The sequence below is a fragment of the Pseudopedobacter beijingensis genome (genome assembly GCF_042678145.1).
In the GTDB taxonomy this organism is placed as follows: Bacteria; Bacteroidota; Bacteroidia; order Sphingobacteriales; family Sphingobacteriaceae; genus Pseudopedobacter; species Pseudopedobacter beijingensis.
Genome location: NZ_JBHUDG010000001.1, coordinates 219713 through 239475, shown reverse-complemented (window position 1 = coordinate 239475; position 19763 = coordinate 219713). Strand labels below are relative to the sequence as shown.

15 protein-coding genes are annotated in these 19763 nt (G+C 36.5%); 9 read left to right on the top strand and 6 right to left on the bottom strand.

Annotated elements, in window-relative coordinates:
* Positions 1–258 precede the first annotated feature (258 nt).
* The 3 genes from dnaE (at position 259) to ACFSAH_RS00815 (ending at position 6810) form a co-directional block, all read left to right on the top strand.
* Positions 259–4623: a DNA polymerase III subunit alpha gene (dnaE, locus tag ACFSAH_RS00825; RefSeq protein WP_379660782.1), complete on the top strand. Its 4365-nt coding sequence runs from the start codon at positions 259–261 to the stop codon at positions 4621–4623.
* A 3-nt stretch (positions 4624–4626) separates the two neighbouring features.
* Positions 4627–5622 (top strand): aldo/keto reductase, encoded by a 996-nt coding sequence (locus ACFSAH_RS00820; RefSeq protein WP_379660781.1) that lies wholly within the window; start codon positions 4627–4629, stop codon positions 5620–5622.
* Positions 5623–5832: 210 nt separating this feature from the next.
* Positions 5833–6810: a LuxE/PaaK family acyltransferase gene (locus ACFSAH_RS00815; RefSeq protein ID WP_379660780.1), complete on the top strand. Its 978-nt coding sequence runs from the start codon at positions 5833–5835 to the stop codon at positions 6808–6810.
* A gap of 26 nt (positions 6811–6836) precedes the next feature.
* Here the strand turns inward: ACFSAH_RS00815 and ACFSAH_RS00810 are convergent, their stop codons facing one another.
* From ACFSAH_RS00810 to tyrS, 3 genes are all read right to left on the bottom strand, one after another.
* Complete coding sequence (locus ACFSAH_RS00810) at positions 6837–7292, bottom strand: RES family NAD+ phosphorylase (RefSeq protein ID WP_379660779.1); 456 nt, start codon at positions 7290–7292, stop codon at positions 6837–6839.
* A 6-nt stretch (positions 7293–7298) separates the two neighbouring features.
* Positions 7299–7778, bottom strand: coding sequence for a type II RES/Xre toxin-antitoxin system antitoxin (parS, locus tag ACFSAH_RS00805; RefSeq protein ID WP_379660778.1), 480 nt, complete (start codon positions 7776–7778; stop codon positions 7299–7301).
* Between the two features lie 183 nt (positions 7779–7961).
* Positions 7962–9245, bottom strand: coding sequence for a tyrosine--tRNA ligase (gene tyrS, locus ACFSAH_RS00800; RefSeq protein WP_379660777.1), 1284 nt, complete (start codon positions 9243–9245; stop codon positions 7962–7964).
* Positions 9246–9330: 85 nt separating this feature from the next.
* Here tyrS and ACFSAH_RS00795 point away from each other — a divergent pair, with 85 nt between their 5' ends.
* The 4 genes from ACFSAH_RS00795 (at position 9331) to ACFSAH_RS00780 (ending at position 12520) form a co-directional block, all read left to right on the top strand.
* Positions 9331–10011, top strand: coding sequence for a hypothetical protein (locus ACFSAH_RS00795; RefSeq protein ID WP_379660776.1), 681 nt, complete (start codon positions 9331–9333; stop codon positions 10009–10011).
* Complete coding sequence (locus ACFSAH_RS00790; protein ID WP_379660775.1) at positions 10004–11086, top strand: putative type IX sorting system protein PorV2; 1083 nt, start codon at positions 10004–10006, stop codon at positions 11084–11086. The genes ACFSAH_RS00795 and ACFSAH_RS00790 overlap by 8 nt, the downstream gene beginning before the upstream one ends.
* Before the next feature lie 79 nt (positions 11087–11165).
* The gene (locus ACFSAH_RS00785; RefSeq protein WP_379660774.1) at positions 11166–11900 is read left to right on the top strand and encodes an SDR family NAD(P)-dependent oxidoreductase; all 735 of its coding nucleotides are present in this window, start codon (positions 11166–11168) and stop codon (positions 11898–11900) included.
* A gap of 101 nt (positions 11901–12001) precedes the next feature.
* Positions 12002–12520, top strand: a complete 519-nt coding sequence (locus ACFSAH_RS00780) for a hypothetical protein (RefSeq protein WP_379660773.1) — start codon at positions 12002–12004, stop codon at positions 12518–12520.
* A gap of 100 nt (positions 12521–12620) precedes the next feature.
* Here the strand turns inward: ACFSAH_RS00780 and ACFSAH_RS00775 are convergent, their stop codons facing one another.
* The gene (locus tag ACFSAH_RS00775) at positions 12621–14489 is read right to left on the bottom strand and encodes a CocE/NonD family hydrolase (protein ID WP_379660772.1); all 1869 of its coding nucleotides are present in this window, start codon (positions 14487–14489) and stop codon (positions 12621–12623) included.
* Between the two features lie 167 nt (positions 14490–14656).
* Between ACFSAH_RS00775 and ACFSAH_RS00770 the strand changes: the two genes are divergently transcribed.
* Positions 14657–15259, top strand: a complete 603-nt coding sequence (locus tag ACFSAH_RS00770; RefSeq protein ID WP_379660771.1) for an ankyrin repeat domain-containing protein — start codon at positions 14657–14659, stop codon at positions 15257–15259.
* 56 nt (positions 15260–15315) lie between these two features.
* On the opposite strand, the gene ACFSAH_RS00765 is transcribed toward ACFSAH_RS00770, so the two are convergent.
* Positions 15316–16497 (bottom strand): CynX/NimT family MFS transporter, encoded by a 1182-nt coding sequence (locus tag ACFSAH_RS00765; protein ID WP_379660770.1) that lies wholly within the window; start codon positions 16495–16497, stop codon positions 15316–15318.
* A 147-nt stretch (positions 16498–16644) separates the two neighbouring features.
* On the bottom strand, positions 16645–18300 hold the full coding sequence (gene ggt, locus ACFSAH_RS00760; RefSeq protein WP_379660769.1) for a gamma-glutamyltransferase: 1656 nt from the start codon (positions 18298–18300) through the stop codon (positions 16645–16647).
* 247 nt (positions 18301–18547) lie between these two features.
* On the opposite strand from ggt, the gene ACFSAH_RS00755 reads away from it, so the two are divergent.
* Complete coding sequence (locus tag ACFSAH_RS00755; RefSeq protein WP_379660768.1) at positions 18548–19051, top strand: DinB family protein; 504 nt, start codon at positions 18548–18550, stop codon at positions 19049–19051.
* The last annotated feature ends 712 nt before the right edge of the window (positions 19052–19763 follow it).

Here is a 19763-nt window from a genome sequence, read left to right as displayed (position 1 = left end):
TAGAACTATTAATTTTTTAACTATTCGAAGTTAGTAAAACTGCACATTTATCAAAAGAAATAGCCATATTATTACACTTAAAATGTTAATAATGACATAGGCTACACACAACAAGTTATTTATCAACACATTATTAGAGCTGTTTCTTTATCAACAACAGAATGTTGATATCCTTATATTAAAATGACACTTTTTTTGGGTAATTTTGGATCATATCTTTTGATAAATTTCGGCTAAGATTCCGCTTAACTATTTGCTATGTATTTGATTTTTGATACCGAGACGACAGGTTTGCCCAAACGTTGGGACGCTCCAATTACCGACACCGATAACTGGCCGCGTTGTGTACAAATAGCCTGGCAACTACACGATGAACTGGGAAATCTGATAGAACATCAAGACTATCTTATAAAACCTGATGGATTTGATATCCCTTACGATTCAGAAAGAATACACGGTATATCTACCGACTTAGCTCTAGAACAAGGGGTTCTACTTACAGATATTCTGGGAAAATTTAACGATGCGCTATCAAAAGCCAAATTTATAGTTGGTCAAAATATAGGTTTCGATATCAATATTATGGGGGCCGAGTTTTATCGGTATGGAGTAGATTCTCCTTTATCAAAAATGCCCGTATTAGATACCTGTACCGAAGTTACGGCCAATATACTCCAATTACCCGGAGGTAGAGGTGGTCGTTACAAACTCCCTACCTTAACCGAACTTCACCAGTATTTATTTAATGTTCCCTTTGCTGAGGCACACAACGCTACTGCCGATGTTGAAGCCACTACCCGTTGTTTTCTGGAACTAATCAAAAGAGAAGTTTTTACGATTGAGGAACTTCAGGTAGATACAACTTATTTCCTGAAATTCCAGGAGCATAATGCAGGAATTATACAACCTGTAGGCCTGAAACATGTTAACCTCAAAGAAGCTTCAGATGCCATACGCAAAAGAATACAGGATGAAGAAAAACAACAATATGGCGGTGATACTGTTTTACAGGACTTAACAGATGTTGATTTTGTACATCTACATAATCACACACAGTTTTCCATCCTTCAGTCTACCACTTCTATTGGCGATTTAGTAAAAGCCGCTGCAAAACACAAAATGTCAGCAGTAGCAATTACTGATCATGCCAATATGATGGGAGCTTTCCATTTTGTCAACAATGTTTTAAATCATAATAAATCTGCCCAGGCAAAAAATGCTGAAGCTGAAGAAAAAGGAGAAACTCCTACAGAACAAATAATAAAACCCATTATTGGTTGCGAATTTTTTGTTTGTGAAAACCATACTGATAAAAGCAGAAAAGACAATGGTTACCAGATAGTCTTGATTGCTAAAAATAAAAATGGCTATCATAATCTGGCTAAAATGTCTTCCAAGGCTTACACAAATGGATTCTATTATGTACCTCGGATTGATAAAAAAGTTATAGAGCAGTACAAAGAAGACATTATTGTACTATCAGGAAACCTTTACGGAGAAATCCCTAATAAAATATTAAACATAGGGGAAGCTCAGGCAGAAGAAGCTTTAATATGGTGGAAAGAAACCTTTAAAGATGACTTCTATGTTGAGGTAATGCGTCACGGACAGGAAGACGAAAACCGTGTCAACCAAAGTTTGATTAAACTGGCCAGAAAACATCAGGTAAAGCTAATTGCCACCAACAATACCTATTATATCAATAAAAAAGACGCCCATGCCCATGATATTTTATTATGTGTAAAAGACGGCGAAAAAATAAACACTCCAATTGGACGTGGACGTGGTTTTAGGTTTGGTATGCCTAACCAGGAATACTATTTCAAATCGCAGGACGAAATGAAAAAAGCATTCCAGGATTTACCTGAAGCTATTGTTAACATACAGGAAATTGTTGATAAAGTAGAAGTATACAAACTTCACAGAGACGTTTTACTACCTAAATTTGATATACCAGAAGAGTTTCAGGTTGCCGAAGATGAAACGGATGGTGGAAAACGTGGAGAAAACAAATATTTACGATACCTTACCTATGAAGGAGCCAAAAGAAGATATCCTGTCATCACGCCCGACATTGAAGAACGACTTGACTTTGAGCTGGCAACCATTGAACGTACAGGATATCCGGGTTACTTTCTAATCGTTCAGGACTTTATCCGGGCAGCCAGAGACATGGGCGTTTCCGTGGGTCCTGGCCGTGGTTCTGCAGCAGGTTCTGCTGTAGCTTATTGCTTAGGAATCACAAATCTAGATCCCATTGCTTACGATCTCCTTTTTGAGCGTTTCCTAAATCCGGATCGTGTATCCATGCCCGATATCGATATTGACTTCGATGATGAAGGTCGTGGAGATGTAATGAAATACGTAATTGACAAATACGGTTCAAGTCAGGTAGCGCAAATTATCACCTACGGTACCATGGCGGCAAAATCATCTATCCGCGACACCGCCCGTGTATTGGATTTACCTTTGTTTGAAGCCGATAAAATAGCGAAACTCATCCCTAACTTAAAGCTGAACAAGATTTTCAACATGGACGATCAGGCATTAAAAAGTGTCTTACGTTCCGAAGAAATGGAGGCTGTTCAGCAATTAAAAGATTTAGCACTAGGAAGTGATTTAAGCGCAGAAACCATCCAACAGGCTAAAGTATTAGAAGGTTCTGTTAGAAATACCGGAATACACGCTTGTGGAGTTATCATTACTCCTGATGACATTACTAACTTTGTTCCGGTATCCATTGCCAAAGACTCCGATTTATACGTTACCCAATTTGACAACTCCGTTGTTGAAAGTGCCGGACTTCTGAAGATGGACTTTTTGGGGTTAAAAACGTTAACCCTAATCAAAGACACTGTAAAATTAGTAAGATATAGAACCGGTATCGAACTGGATCCTGACAAATTTCCGATAGACGATCCTAAAACTTATGAACTTTTCCAAAGAGGAGAAACCGTTGGTATTTTCCAATATGAGTCGCCCGGAATGCAGAAATACATGAAGGAGCTTAAACCTACCGTATTTGGCGACTTAATTGCGATGAATGCTCTTTATCGTCCGGGACCTCTGGAATACATTCCTTCATTTATTCGAAGAAAAAATGGCGAAGAACCCATTACCTACGACTTAGATGCTTGTGAAGAATATCTACAAGAAACTTACGGAATTACCGTATACCAGGAGCAGGTGATGCTTTTATCCCAGAAACTGGCAAACTTTACCAAAGGTGAAGCCGACGTTTTACGTAAAGCAATGGGTAAAAAGCAAAAAGACGTTCTGGATAAAATGAAGCCTAAGTTTATTAAACAGGCAGCAGAGCATGGACATGATGAAAAGACACTGGAAAAAATCTGGAAAGACTGGGAGGCATTTGCCAGTTATGCATTCAACAAATCACACTCTACTTGCTACGCCTGGGTTGCTTACCAAACCGCTTACCTGAAAGCCCACTACCCTGCCGAATATATGGCAGCGGTACTTTCAAACAACATGAATGATATCAAACAGGTATCTTTCTTTATGGAAGAATGTAAAAGAATGGGACTTAGCGTTTTAAGTCCTGATGTAAACGAATCTTTTTACAAATTCACAGTAAACGACCAATATGCCATTCGTTTTGGTATGGGAGCTATAAAAGGTGTTGGAGCCGGTGCTGTAGAAACTATTATAGAAAACCGGAAAACCGGAAATTACAAATCTATTTTTGACCTGGCCAAGCGGATAGATCTAAGAGCAGCCAATAAAAAAGCTTTCGAAAATCTCATTTATGCTGGTGGTTTCGATTGTTTTGAAGGTACACATCGTGGACAATACTTTTATGACGATGGTGATGGCTCTACACTTATGGAAAAAGCCATCAAATACGGCGCAAAACACAAAGAAAACGAAAATTCATCACAGGCAAGTTTATTTGGAGGAGGTAGTGAAGTCGAAATTCCGGAACCAACACTTCCTGCTTGTGAAGAATGGGGAACCATGGAGAAACTAGCCAAAGAAAAAGATGTAGTGGGTATTTATATCTCAGGACACCCCTTAGATGATTATAAATTGGTACTCGACAAATACTGCTCACAAGGCAATATATCCATATTCAATGATATTGATAAAGGTTTAGATTTCCAGTATAGAATAGGTGGTATTGTTTCATCAGTAAGACACATGGTGACTAAAGATGGTCGTGGTTGGGCATTTTTTAAGCTAGAAGGATACGATGATGGATACGAATTTGCTATCTACAGAGACGATTACCTCAAACATAAACACCATTTGGTACCCAACAATTATTTACAAATTAAAGGTAGTGTCTCTTATTATACTAATGCAGACGGTTCCAAAAAACCAAGAATTTCTTTTTCTGATTTTACTGATTTAAGAGACGTACTTGAAAAACAGTCTAACAGTTTAGACATACGATTGAACATAGATCATCTTTCTGCTGAACTAACTAAAGAATTAGAAAGTATTTTCAACACTTATTCAGGAACAAAAAAGTTAAATTTCACCATATTAGATATGCGGGAAAGAATCCTGTTGAATATGAAAAGTCGTTCGCAAAAAGTAAACATCTGCAACGAATTACTTGCTAAACTAGACAATTTAGAATTGGAGTATAAACTGAACTAAACCATGAATAGTTATCATCCCTTGGAAAACAGATATAATACGATGAAATATCGTCGTTGTGGAAATAGTGGCATAAAGCTTCCTGAAATATCTTTAGGATTATGGCACAATTTCGGAGATATAGATAATTTCGAAACAGCCAAAAAAACTATTCAAACAGCATTTGACGCGGGTATTACCCATTTCGACCTTGCTAATAATTATGGTCCACCTCCGGGATCTGCAGAGACCAATTTTGGTAAAATCCTAAAGGCGGATTTTTCAGGTTACAGAGATGAAATGCTTATTTCATCAAAAGCCGGTTACACCATGTGGGATGGTCCCTATGGCGATTGGGGTTCAAAAAAATACCTGGTAAGCAGTTTAGACCAAAGCCTAAAAAGATTACAACTAGATTATGTAGATATTTTTTACCACCACAGACCAGATCCGGCAACGCCTTTAGAAGAAACAATGTCTACATTAGATCTTATTGTTAGACAGGGAAAAGCCTTATATGTAGGATTAAGTAATTACGACACTCCAGATTTTATAAAGGCAGTAAACATTTTAAAGAAATTAGGTACACCATGTATTATTCATCAACCCAAATATTCAATGTTTGAGCGTTGGGTAGAAGATAGTTTATTAAATACCTTAGAAAACGAACAGGTAGGCTGTATCCCTTTTTCGCCATTAGCTCAGGGTTTACTAACCAATAAATACCTTAAAGGAATTCCCGAAAACTCAAGATTGGCAAAACCTCATGGCTTTCTTACCGAGGCCTATGCCACACCAGAGAAAATAGAAAAAGCCAGAAAACTAAATGAAATTGCTTTAAAAAGAGAACAATCTCTGGCGCAAATGGCAATAGCATGGCTACTTAAAGATAAGCGGGTATCCAGCGTTTTAGTAGGTGCCAGTTCACCCGAACAATTAACAGATTCATTAAAAAGTACCGAGAACATTGAGTTCAGTCAGGAAGAATTACAATTGATCGAGGAAATTTTAAACAGGTAATATCAATTCAATCCATAAAAATTGTGATTAGAAGATATCCAAAAGGATATCATAAATAAGCTAACAAAATCCCTAAATCAATTAGGCTAAAAAATAGTTTTTTCAAACAGCTCTATTCTCTAATTGCTCTTACTAATTGGACTTCTCATTCTTTATATGATTTTTTAACGGTTTGTGCTTAAAACTAAAAATCTCCTATTTTTGTAAATCATGGCTATAGATTTTAATACTGTTTTTAACATCAATTCAGAACAAGAATTTAATAAAGTTGCAATTGAGGTTTACGAATTCCAGAAACACAATATCCCAGTTTACGGTGATTTTGTTAACAACCTAAAAATCAACAAAATTAAACATTATAGCCAAATCCCATTCTTACCTATACAGTTTTTTAAATCGCATCAGATTATTAAACCTGCCACAAACCCCGATATTATTTTTAGCAGCTCCGGGACCACCGGAACTCAGACCAGTAAGCACTTTGTGCAAAACGTAGATTGGTATATAAAAAGCTATAGAAAAGCTTTCGCTCATTTTTATGGTGATATAGCAGACATTTGCATGATTGCTCTTTTACCCAATTATCTGGAAAGAGACGGGTCTTCTCTAATCTATATGATAGACGACCTTATTCAACAAAGCAAACATCCTGATAGTGGCTTTCTTCTTTACGAACACGATATACTTTTTGAGAAACTAAACAGATTAAAAAAATCAGGGCAGAAAACCATTTTGGTAGGCGTTACTTATGCTTTATTGGATTTTATCGAAAAACACCAACTCAATTTTCCGGAACTAATTGTTATGGAAACTGGAGGAATGAAAGGTAAAAGAAAAGAAATGGTTAGAGAAGAACTGCACCAAGCTTTATGTAACGGGTTTGGCGTCGAAAATATCCATTCTGAATATGGAATGACAGAATTACTCTCTCAAGCCTATTCATTTGGTAAAGGCGTATTCAAAAGCCCTAACTGGATGAAAATTCTCATCCGTGATATTAATGATCCCCTAACAACACTTACTAATAACAAAACAGGCGGAATCAATGTTATTGATTTAGCAAATATTTACTCTTGTTCTTTTATTGCTACTCAAGATTTAGGAAAAGTATTATCTCACAATACATTTGAAGTATTAGGACGGTTTGACAATAGTGATATCAGAGGTTGTAACTTATTAGTGGGGTAACTAACCCAAATCCCTCTATTATACAATTAGCCTTTTAATCTTGTATCAAATATAAAGCTCTCCAATTTTTCCAGTTTTACTTCTTTCACTAATGGATGATGAGGGTTAAGAAGGAAATTATATTCGTCATTTACGATAATAGAGGGCACCTTGTATAAAAAATATTTAGAATCTTTAATAAACATATCTCCCAAATTTTTGGTACTATTTTGATGAGGAATATCTTTCCAGTTTGCAGGTAACTTTTCCGTCTCTGTTTCTAGAATTTCTTGCTGAGGCACATGATATGTTGCCATATAAAAATCCTCTGGAATTAATTCAAATGGCAAATGAACCAATACTTCTAATACCGCCAAAGATTTTGATGAGGCTAAATAAACCATAGGCGTTCCAATACTATTCCATCTCCCTCCGTTTAATCTTGCTCCAGTACCACTTAAATCATCTGCATATCTTTTGCGAGTTAATCTAAATAATAGCATACCTATCTAAGCAAAAATACCGTGTTCTATACGGCCAAGCTCTTCTTTTACCAAACTAAAACCAATAGAAGTATCTAAAAGAGAAACAGGAGTTTCATTCCTAAAAAATACAGATGGGGTTTTCATCCAGGTTTTAAAACGCTCCAGAGAACCAAAAACTTCTTCACCTTTTAGATAAAGCCTTGCTAACTCAATGGCTTTTTCAGAATATTCTGGCTTTACAAGCTCTTTTTCATCAAAACGTTGAAAAGTTCTTTCAGAAATATGCATTACTCTGGCAAGCTCCTGAATAGGAAAAGATATCTTTTTGGCCAAAGCCATTATAGCTTTTTTAGGAAGTCCTTTCCTAGTGAGCTCCATCACATCAAAATCAGATTTTATGCTACCAAGACCAACGCCTCCTAAAATCCCTATAAATGCATTATTAGCTAAATCTATGGCTGCTATATAATCTGCAAGGGGTTCTTCTAATTGTTGCTTTGCCATTTTCAAGACATTTATACACTAATATATGTATTTTTGTCTAAATAACAAAGTCTACCCAAAAAAATCAATAATAACTTTCAGAAAAAAAGGCCGCATCAAAAGTAATTTGTCGTTCCAGGCAAAGTTCCCGAAATAACATCTTTTTTTTGATACAGCCTACTTTTATTGCTGTCAGTTTACTTTTTATTCTACAATAATCAAAAAGTAATTCTTTTTACCTTTTTGCGCTACAATAAACTTGTTATTCACCAGGTTTTCAGTAGTAATCACGGTTTCTACCCCAGCTACTTTTTCTCTGTTAATAGAAACACCTCCACCCTGAATCATTTTCTTAGCTTCGCCTTTAGACGGGAAAATCTGCGTTTGCTCTGCCAATAAACTTACTATATCCACTCCGGAATCAATAGCTGATTTTTCTACTTTAAACTGAGCAATACCTTCAAACACACCAATTACTTCTTCGTCAGATAATGTTGTTAAAAACTCCAACGAACCATTCCCAAACAGAAAATCTGTTGTTTTCAAGGCTGTTTGCAAAGCTTTCTCGCCATGCAATCTTCTGGTAATATCTTCTGCTAAAGCCTTTTGTAAAACACGTAGATGTGGTGCTTTATCATGTTCGTCTATTAAAGCATCTACTTCTTCTTTTGTCAGGAAAGTGAATATTTTAATATAGTTTTTCACATCCTCATCAGTTGCATTTAACCAAAATTGGTAAAATTGATAAGGACTTGTACGTTTCGGATCCAACCAGATATTTCCTCCCTCGGTTTTACCAAACTTAGTACCATCCGCCTTTTTAATTAAAGGAGATGTTAATGCAAAAGCTTGCCCTTGTGCCTTTCTTCTGATAAATTCTGTTCCGGTTACAATATTACCCCATTGATCAGAACCGCCCATTTGCAGCTTTACATTTTTTTCTTTCCAAAGGTGGTAAAAGTCAAACCCCTGGATTAACTGGTAAGTAAACTCCGTAAAAGACATCCCCACCTCACTTTCCAAACGCTTCTTCACAGAATCTTTAGCCATCATATAATTTACCGTAATATGCTTCCCTGCATCTCTGATAAAATCTAAAAAACTATAGGTTTTAAACCAATCGTAGTTATTAACTATTTCGGCACTATTTGCCCCACAATCGAAATCTAAAAACTGTTCTAATTGTTTTTGAATACCTTTCAGGTTTTTAGCTAATTCATCTTCAGAAAGTAAGTTTCGTTCTTGTGATTTCCCTGTAGGATCACCGATCATTCCGGTTGCCCCTCCTACCAAAGCCAGAGGTTTATGCCCCGCTTTTTGAAACCTTACCAATGTAAAAATCTGAGAAAGACTACCCACATGTAAAGATTCGGCTGTTGGGTCGAAGCCAATATATCCAGAAACCATTCCTTTAGAAAGTTCTTCTTCTGTTCCGGGCATAATATCTTGGATCAGCCCTCTCCAACGTAAATCTTCTACGAAATTCATCTCTTTAATCGTTTATTTATTATATTGTAATTCGGCAAATATAAGAATACTATAATTATTGTTTCGGCCGATTTAAAAACATTGCATGAACTTTATTTCACATTATTACTTTGATAAAAACAATAACGATTCTTATCAGATATTGGGGTCTGTTCTGCCCGATCTGATCAGGAATGCAGATAAAGACTGGAAAATTTTTCCAGAGAAAATACCAACCTCCAACTTAAACTCTCGGGAATTACAATCTATACAACAAGGCTGGAAAAAACACATAGAAGTTGACCGTATTTTTCACAATGCTGATTTTTTCCTTTACCACCAGCATCAGCTCAAAAAAGAGATTGCCCCGGTTTTTCATGGAACAGCTATAAAACCTTTTTTTATTGGTCATGTCGGTTTGGAACTTTGCTTAGATCACTTATTATTAAAACATCAACTTATTGATATTAACCTGTTTTATAGTCAACTGAATCAAATAGATAAAAACATCCTATGCAACTTTCTAAGTTTAAACAAAATTGACGATCACACTAAGTTTCTAAAATATTACAATAGCTTTATTTCCGAACAATATTTAAAAACTTACATTAAACTAGGCAGTATAAGCTACTCTATTAAACGAATTTGCATGAGAATATGGCCTGATACGATATCACACACCCAAGAAGATGAATTAACGTTTGCAATAAAAAACTATATTTCTAAATTGGAGGAAAATTTTATGATTATCTTTGACAAGATAGATTCACAATTAATTGATGGCTAGACCTCTTCTCTTTGCTTTGTTTTTATGCCCGGCTTTAGCATTTGGTCAGGCCAGAAAATACTCTAATGAATTTTTACAATTAGGAGTAGGCTCAAGGTCCTTTGGTATGTCTGGTGCAGTAATTTCGTCTGTAGACGATGTAACAGCCAGCTATTGGAATCCGGCTGGCTTAATGAACATGCGAACTCCTACCCAAGCCAGTTTAATGCATTCACCTTATTTTTCTGGAATTGCAAAATATGATTATGCAGGCATGGCTACTTTTGTACAAGACAATACTGCGGTAATTGGCGCTTCTATTATCAGATTTGGTGTTGATGATATTCCAGATACTTCTGAATTAATTGACGCCGACGGAAACATTAATTACGACAGGGTAAAATCCTTTTCCGCTTCTGACTATGCATTTCTGTTTAGCTACGCCAGAAAACATCAAAACAAAAACAAAAAAGATTCCGGTTTAAATTATGGCGGAAACATCAAAATTGTCCATAGAAAAGTTGGAGAGTTTGGGAAGTCCTGGGGGTTTGGAATCGATGTAGGTGCTCAGTATAAATATAAAAGATTCGTTTTTTCCGCTGTAGGTCGGGATATTACCACTACATTTAATGCGTGGTCCTACAATCCCGATAAATTTGAAACAGTATATGAATACACCGGGCAAACCATTCCTAAAAACTCAACAGAGATTACCCTACCACGCCTTATTTTAGGTGCCTCCTATTATGCCAAAGTCAGCGAAGATTTTGGTGTTACCACCGAAGCTAATTTCAGTTTTACTACAGACGGTAGACGAAATGTACTCGTAGCGGCAGATCCGGTAAGTATTGACCCTGTTGTTGGATTAGAGGCTAATTACAAAAAAGTAATCTACCTAAGAGGCGGTATTGGCAACATTCAGCAAACTAAAGATTTTGATGGAAAAGAGAGCTACACTTTTCAACCCAACATGGGATTAGGTATCAGATTAAAAAATTTCTCTATTGATTATGCACTTACCAACATAGGTAATCAAAGCGATGCTATATACAGCAATGTTTTTTCTGTTCGCTTAGACTTCGAAAAAAAGAAATAGAATATAATACTTCCGTTTGATATTCATCCGATTATTCTAAAAAACCAGTAATTATCAGGTAATAACATTTAATAATACTATGCAAACAACTTCTTTAACAGACGAACAACCCTTACAAAAAATAATTATTACCGGTGCAAGCAGTGGAATTGGCTTTGAGGCAGCTATTGAATTAGCTATAAAAGGCCACGAAGTTATTGCTTTAGCCAGATCTGAAGAAAAACTATCTAATTTGCATCAAATAGTACATAGCTTAAATCCTGAAGCCAAATTCTTCCCTATTGTTTTTGATATTGTCAACGATGAATATGCAGGACTTACTCAATTTATACAGCAGAGATGGGGAAAATTTAATATACTGATAAACAACGCAGGTACGCTTATAAACAAGCCCTTTAAAGAAACTACCGAGTTGGATATGGCAGAAATGTTTCAGGCAAATGTATTAGGTCATTTCCGCATTACACAAGAATTATTGCATTTGTTAGATACCCCCTCCCACATATTAAATATTGGTTCAATGGGTGGTTATATGGGGAGTTCTAAATTCCCCGGCTTAGTAGCTTATTCAGCAAGCAAAGCGGCTTTACATAATTTCACCGAATGCCTGGCACAGGAACTGATTGAAGAAGGGATAAAAGTAAATTGCCTGGCATTAGGATCAGCACAAACCGAAATGCTCGAAAAAGCTTTCCCGGGATATCAATCGCCTGTACAAGCTTTTGAAATGGGTAAATATATTGCTGATTTTGCACTTACAGGGCATAAGTTTTTTAATGGAAAAATAATACCCGTAGCAGTTTCTACGCCCTAGAGCCTAACCGAACATGGCAAGAATTTTGTAGTACTCATACTCTATAATTATTGTTATTATAGCTATAAAGTATTATTTACATTCAACTTCATCTCACATCCATGAAAATTATAAAACTATTATTTACTGGTTGTGTCGCCGTATTTATCGCAGCTTGTACAAACGACCGTAAACAAGCCACAGACAGTACTGATAGCGTAAAAGCCATCCTAGACACCACACAAAATAACATCGATGTCTTAAGTGATATTCCTTGGACTGCTGAGATGGATTCCGTTTCAGAAAAATATACTATGAAACGCAGTCCAATATATAGCTCCGAAATATTAACAAAAGATAACGTCATAGAATCTATCAATAGAAAATATCCGGAAAACAAATTAGTTTGGGAAGGCTTAAAAAACGACACCGCTTATGTTAAAATAGAAAACTCCGACTATCTGACACAATCCAGTGGTTCTACAGGAGCCAGAATATTTTTAGCAGAAAGCACATACTCTTTAACAGAACTTCCTCATGTAAATGTTGTGTATTTTGATTTTACAGTAGGAGACCACGCCACTCCCGGTCCCTATACCAGAACAAGCTTCGACTTTTCTATGCCCCAAAATAATAGATAAAAACTTTATCGGTCTGCACAGATTTGAAAAAAAATGCAGACCGATAAACTCTGCTACTCATACTATCTCTAAAATTTCTATCATTTGCAGCTGATACCTCTTATTCCAAAACAGGTAACTCAATATAAGAATGATGTTCCCCTTCCCTAAATAATTTGTGGGTTTCTTTCTTAAAATCCTCTTTAACTGCATCATAAATATTCATAAACTTTTGAGGATTGCTGTCGGCCAGAGGGAACCAACTACTTTGAATATGTACCATTATCCGGTGTCCCTTTTTAAAAGTATGCCCCACATCAACCAATTCAAATTTCACTTCACTCACCTGATCCGGTACAAATGCCTTAGGATACTCAAAACCATCTCTATATTTTCCTCTAAAAATATCTCCCCTGATTAACATCTGATAACCTCCCATAACCGTAGATTTAGCTACATGAGATGGCCTGGGTTCATTTTCCGGCAAAACATCTATTAGCTTAACAACAAAATCAGCATCCGTTCCGGTAGTAGACACTTTTAAATTAGCCAAAACAGGACCAGCCAACGTCATATCTTCTTTTAATATATCAGTTTGGTAAACCAACACATCAGGCCTGTTAGCTACAAATCGCTGATCAGCAACCATATATTCCCGTTTTCTATTTTCTATAATCCCTTCCTGAAAAGGTACAGGTTTACGAGGGTCAGCAATAAACTCATCAACCCCCTCTTTCACAGAGGGTACATCAAAACTCAACCTTCCATTATCAGCAAGATATAACTTTCTTTGATGAATATTCTGAGGAGGCCAGGTATTAAACTGATGCCAGTTATTACTTCCCGAAAAGAATATATTAGCTTCGCCCGGCGCCATTTTCCCTTCTCCCTTGAGGTAGTATTTAAAAAAAGGCAATTCAAATCTTTGCTGATAATCTAAAGCCGTTTTACTGTTAAAACTTAAATCCCCAAAAGTATCCCCTTCTGTTCGCACCCAACCTCCATGATACCACGGTCCTGCAACCAGAAAACTATTCATTCCTTTATTTTGATGCTTAAGAGCTTTATAAGTAGCAAAAGTTCCATAAACATCTTCAGCATCAAAAAAGCCACCTACCACTAAAACAGCAGGTTTTACCTTTTGCAAATAAGGTAATATTACTCTTGCTTGCCAAAAAGTATCCCTGTTTGGATGTTTAAAAAGATTATTCCAAAACCTGATATTATCTCCAAAATAATTCTCTTTTAATTCTCTTACTGTGTTATTTAGATAAAACTGATAACTGTCTTTTATAGGTTGCTTTAATCCTTTAGGGCCTTGAGCAGGCAAAATAGGCTGAGGTCTGTTTACACCAAAAGTACTCATAAACCTGAAGGCATCCATCACAAAAAGTGCTCCGTTTCGATGAAAATCATCGCCAATATACCAGTCTATAGCCGGTGCCTGTGGCGAAACTGCTTTTAGTGCCGGATGCGAATCAACCAATCCCGCAACAGCATAAAAACCAGGATACGAAATTCCGTACATTCCCACCTTTCCATTATTATTTTTGATGTTCTTGACCAACCAGTCAATGGTATCATAGGCATCCGTACTTTCATCTATGTGTTTTTTACCTTTATGAAGTACCTGCGGTCTCAAGTCTTCAAAATCCCCTTCACTCATCCATTTCCCCCTTACATCCTGGTAAACAAAAATAAACCCGTCATACATCATAGCAGGAAAATTCCCCAGACTCTTCTTATATTCATTTGCTCCGTAAGGCGCTACAGTATAGGGTGTCCTGTTCAATAAAATAGGATGTTTTTTAGACTTATCTTTAGGAATATAAATTGAAGTAAACAGTTTTACTCCATCCCTCATACTTATATATTGCTCTAGTTTTGTGTAATTATCTCTAACATAAGCCGAATCTGTTTGCGCACTAGTTATTTCAACTATAAACAAAAGCGTAAGTACGGTTATCAACAATTTTCTCATAATACTCATTAATAAAATAAAGATATTTGTTTGTTTTTATTTCATTTCAAAAACTTTAAAAGTTTGTGTAAGTTATTCTATCAATTGATATATCAGAGAATAAAACCATGAAAGTTATAATATTCGCATACCTTATCATCCTATTCAATAATTGTCAAAATAAAACAGGGACAGCTATGACACATCAACAAACTGACATTATAGAGTCTGTAAGAAAAAATCAAATAGACAAGGTAGAGCAAGAATTAAAGGCTGGCCTAAATGTTAATACACAAGATAAAAACCAACAATCTCTTTTGTTAATTGCCACCAAACAGCAAAACTACCAAATGGCAGAATTGTTAGTTAAAAACGGTGCCGATGTCAATTTACAGGACAATATACTGGATAGCCCCTTTTTATATGCTGGTGCAGCCGGCTTAACTAATTTTCTTGAATTATTCCTGCAACATGGTACCAGGTTTGATGTTTTTAACCGCTATAACGGCAGTGCGCTTATTCCTGCATGCGAACGCGGTCATATTGAAACGGTAAGATTACTAGCTAATACCAAAGGCTTTCCTATAGATCATGTGAACAGATTAGGATGGACAGGTTTGCTTGAAGCCGTTATTTTAGGCGACGGGAGTCAGAAATATGTAGAAATTGTCCGTATACTGATTGATGCGGGTAGTGACATCAACATTCCGGATAAAAACGGGGTTACCGCCTTACAGCATGCACAATCTGCTGGTTATAAAAATATCGCTGAGGTACTAAAAAAAAGTAAAAACAGATAATTTATAAAACGTACGTTTTAGCTATCACGTCAACATTGACAATGATAAAATAAGATTTAAACGTACCTGTTTTTAGATGCTATCAGACCCAAAACCAATAAGGAAAAAGCGAGCAAGAAGTATAATAAAAGCGGATAGGTCCAGTCTAAAGTTAAGTCATAAATTAAACCAAAAAGTGGCGGCGAACAAGCTGCAATTAAATACCCAAAAGATTGCGCCATTCCCGAAAGCTGTGCTGCCCTGATGGATGACTTTGTACGCAATACAAAAAACATCATCACTAAGCTAAAAGCCAAACCTCCCGAAAAACCTATAGCCAATACAGACGGAACAATATAGGTTGTTTTATAAAATACAATACCAATAGTACCCAACAATAAGCTTATTGCTGTTAACCACACCAAAGGTGCCTGATTTCTCATCCTTACTGCCAGAATGGGACCTATAAAAGTAATGGGTAATTGAGCTAGTTGCACATAAGAAAAGGTCCAGCCCGACTGCTCTTTGCTCATCCCCCAATCTTGCAAGATAACTGGCAACCACGCTACCAGCATATAAAACAGACAAGACTGTAATCCCATAAACAAAGTAATGCACCATGCTAAAGGGGATTTCAATAAGCTCCCAAAAGTTTCTTTAGATTCATTTTCCAGCTTTTGCACTGTTTTATTTTTTTGGCTGAATTGTGGAATCCAAACCAAAAATGCTATTAAAGACAAAATAAACCAGATCCCAATAGAACCTTTCCACCCCCAGCCCGTAAGCTGTCCTATTTTTATACTATATCCTGCAGCCAGGGCGCCTACCAGATTCATAGAAACAGTAAAAATTCCCGTAACCAAACCTAAATTCCCCACAAACCTATCTTTTATAAATGCAGGCATCAGCACATTTCCCATAGCAATAGCTGTCCCTATCAAAGCTGCACCTAAAAATAAAAAACCAATACTTCCCTGTATTCTTATCAGTAAACCGGCCGTTAAAAGCAGCATAGCAAAACCAAGCACTTTCCCTACACCTAATTTTGACGCCAGTTTAGGAGCTAAAACAGACAAAAATCCAAAGGCAAGTAAAGGTATAGTAGTCACCAAACCCGATTGAAATTTACTCATGTTTAACTGAGCACTTATTTCGGAAATAACTGGTCCAACAGATGTTATAGCTGCTCGTAAATTTGCCGAAATAAAAAACACACCCATTACACCAACAACCACAGCCCAATTTATTCTATTTCGCATTTCTTGTATGTTTAAACACCTTTTTTAGTGAACGCAAATTTAACCTTTGATTTGTTAATGTATTGTAATATTGGATTGGTTAAATAAAACTACCGCTTAACATTAAAGCTACAGATATAGACTTATGAAATAGAGAGAATTAACCTACTAATATCCAGCTACAGTATCATCTCCACGTGGATCTGCTCCTCCCTGATATCCTTTTTTGGTTTTTAAGATAGCATCTACACGACCGATACCACCACGAGGTGTTAGCTTATACCCTTTTTCTTTCAATTTAGTTTCTGTTACTGTATCAAATACTTGTTTTTCCATAAACACTTCATCAGGTAACCATTGATGATGGAAACGTTTAGAACTAACAGCCTGCTGCATATCCTGCCCAAATTCCAACACATTCAATATGGTCTGAAACACAGAAGTAATAATAGTTGAACCACCGGGCGTTCCTACAACCATATATAATTCCTTATCTTTCTCTATAATAGTTGGTGTCATAGAACTTAACATTCTTTTACCTGGTGCTATAGCATTTGCCGCACCTCCTGTTACACCAAAAGCATTAGGACTACCGGGCTTAACAGAAAAATCATCCATTTCGTTGTTCAATAAAAAACCGGCCCCTTTTACAACTACTTTTGAACCGTAAGCCAGATTTATAGTAGTGGTTACAGATACAGAATTCCCCTCTTTATCCACTATAGAATAATGGGTAGTTTCTTCACTTTCTTTTCCGGTTAGTTTCCCCGGTTTTACTGCTGAACTTGCGGTAGCATAGTTCCACGAAAAGGTTTTCATTCTTTGCTGCTGATATCCATAATCCAACAAAGCTTTTTTCGGAACCGTATAAAAATCAGGATCGCCCAAATACTCAGAACGATCTGCATAAACCCTTCTCTCCGCTTCTACAATCAGCCTTACGGTTGAGTCCTGATTGTGTCCCCATTTTGAAACAGGGTAAGGAGCAACTGAATTGAACAACTGCATCAGCGCTATTCCGCCGCTTGATGGTGGAGGCATAGTTATAATCTTATACCCTTTGTACATTCCCGTAATCGGTTCCCTCCATGCCGATTTGTATGCAGCAAGATCTTTTTTAGTAATCAGTCCATTCCCTCTTTTCATCTCTGCCACAATATGTTCTGCAACTTCCCCTTCGTAAAAACCTGCTCTGCCTTTATCCCTGATTTGTTCAAAAGTATGAGCCAGCTCTGTCTGAATCAGTAAATCTCCTCTTTTCCAGATTGCATCCTTCACCAAAGCTGTACCTAAAGGATTATATTGTTTTAGAGAAACTTTCAATTCGTTTAATTCGCCTGCCTGCTGTTCCGTAATAGGAAACCCACTTTTTGCCAGATCAACAGAAGGTTGTACCAGTTCCTTCCAACTCAGTTTTCCATATTTTGCATGAGCTTTCACCATCCCATCTACCGTCCCCGGAACACCTGGTGCTAAATGTCCATACAAGCTTTTATCTTTTATCGGATTGCCTGAAGCATCCAGATACATATCTTTATGTGCAGCTAAAGGAGCTTTCTCCCTATAATCCAATGCATTTATATTTCCTTTACTATCTCTGTATACCAAAAAACCTCCACCTCCAATATTTCCTGCATTAGGGTAAACCACAGCCAAAGCAAATTGTACAGCAACCGCAGCATCCATAGCATTACCTCCCTTTTTTAATATTTGAAGACCAACTTTCGAAGCCTCTGGATGCGCAGATACCACTACACCATTTTTGTAGTAAGGCCCTTTGTCTGGTGACTGTGCATACAATGATGTTTGACAACTTATTGCCATAATTAATAATATATTAAGAAATATCTTCACTGTTTTTCGCATGTTATATTTAATATAATCGATTCTATTTACTATCTAACTTCATCACTAAACTAAGAGTTAATTACAATATATTTTTAATTTTATGTTACGATTTTTCATCAGAGCCATATACTATTGACAGCATACCTCTTCTTCTGACAACTTATATTTTACAACACAAGATCAATCAGAATCTTATCTTTGTTTTAAACTAGATTAAAACAATATGGGTATTAAACAAAGCTTTTTAACAGAATTTGAAAAGGAAATTGCAAGCACCAAAAGAATAATAGCCTGCATACCTAATGATAAATGGGATTGGAAACCTCATGAAAAATCTATGAGTCTGGGAGAATTGGCTAAACATATTACTGAACTTACCGCATGGACAGTAAATATTACCGGGAAAGACAAGCTTAACTTCCATACAGATTATACTCCCCTTACAGCAACAACAGCCGCTGAGTTACTGGATTTATTAGACCAATACCAGACTCAGTGCAAACATGCACTTGAAAACTTTGATGACAACAAATGGATGGAAAACTGGGATCTGACTGCCGGAGATCACGTGATAGCAAGTTTACCCAAAGTTGCCGCCAATAGATTTATCGTAAATAACCATATTTATCATCACAGAGGTCAGCTTTCAGTTTATCTGCGTTTACTGGATGTACCTATTCCAGGAATGTATGGCCCTTCTGCAGATGAAAACAACAAAAGTTTATAAAATAAAGGAACCACCCGTAGGGTTTATTTTTAATTCTACGGGTTGCTCTCATAAAAGTAGTTATATCAAGAGACAGAGTTCTTAAAAACCAAAAACTTCCTCCTACCTGATAAAGCCCTCTGTTTTCATGAGCTGATTAAATAAACCACTAAAAAGCAAACTCTTAAACAAAATGAAGGGCAGTTTGGAATATTTCAAAGGGCTCTCCCCCATACTTCTCAATAAAAGTAGATTTCAAAATCCGCTACATTCAACTAAGAGGTAAACACTAAGACAGATAGGAGACAGATCCGAGACAGTTCCAACACTTACAGCATCTTTCTTCGAGTACTCTTCGAGTCTTGTTCGGGAAACCTTCGGCAAAAAAGCCATTTTAAGAAGCATTTCTCGAAGAACTATCGAACAAGTATAGAGTCAAGGGCGAACCAATTACGGCGCAGGGACGAGCCAAGTATACAGCATAAACGGAGTTTTGCGGACTTTAGGAGATGTTGTTTTTTAGAGAAATAATCTCTTTAGATTGATTAGAAAAACCAATTTAACCAATAATACACTAAAATGAAAGATTAAAAAGCAAAAAACTACTATTTCTTATTTGATATCTCAAAATAGCATAAAGGCTAAAAATAAGCTTATTGTGTTAAAGAAAAACAGAAGATTATCTATAAAATCCATCTCTCTTTTTAAAAACCAAGGACTCTGTCCTTAATAA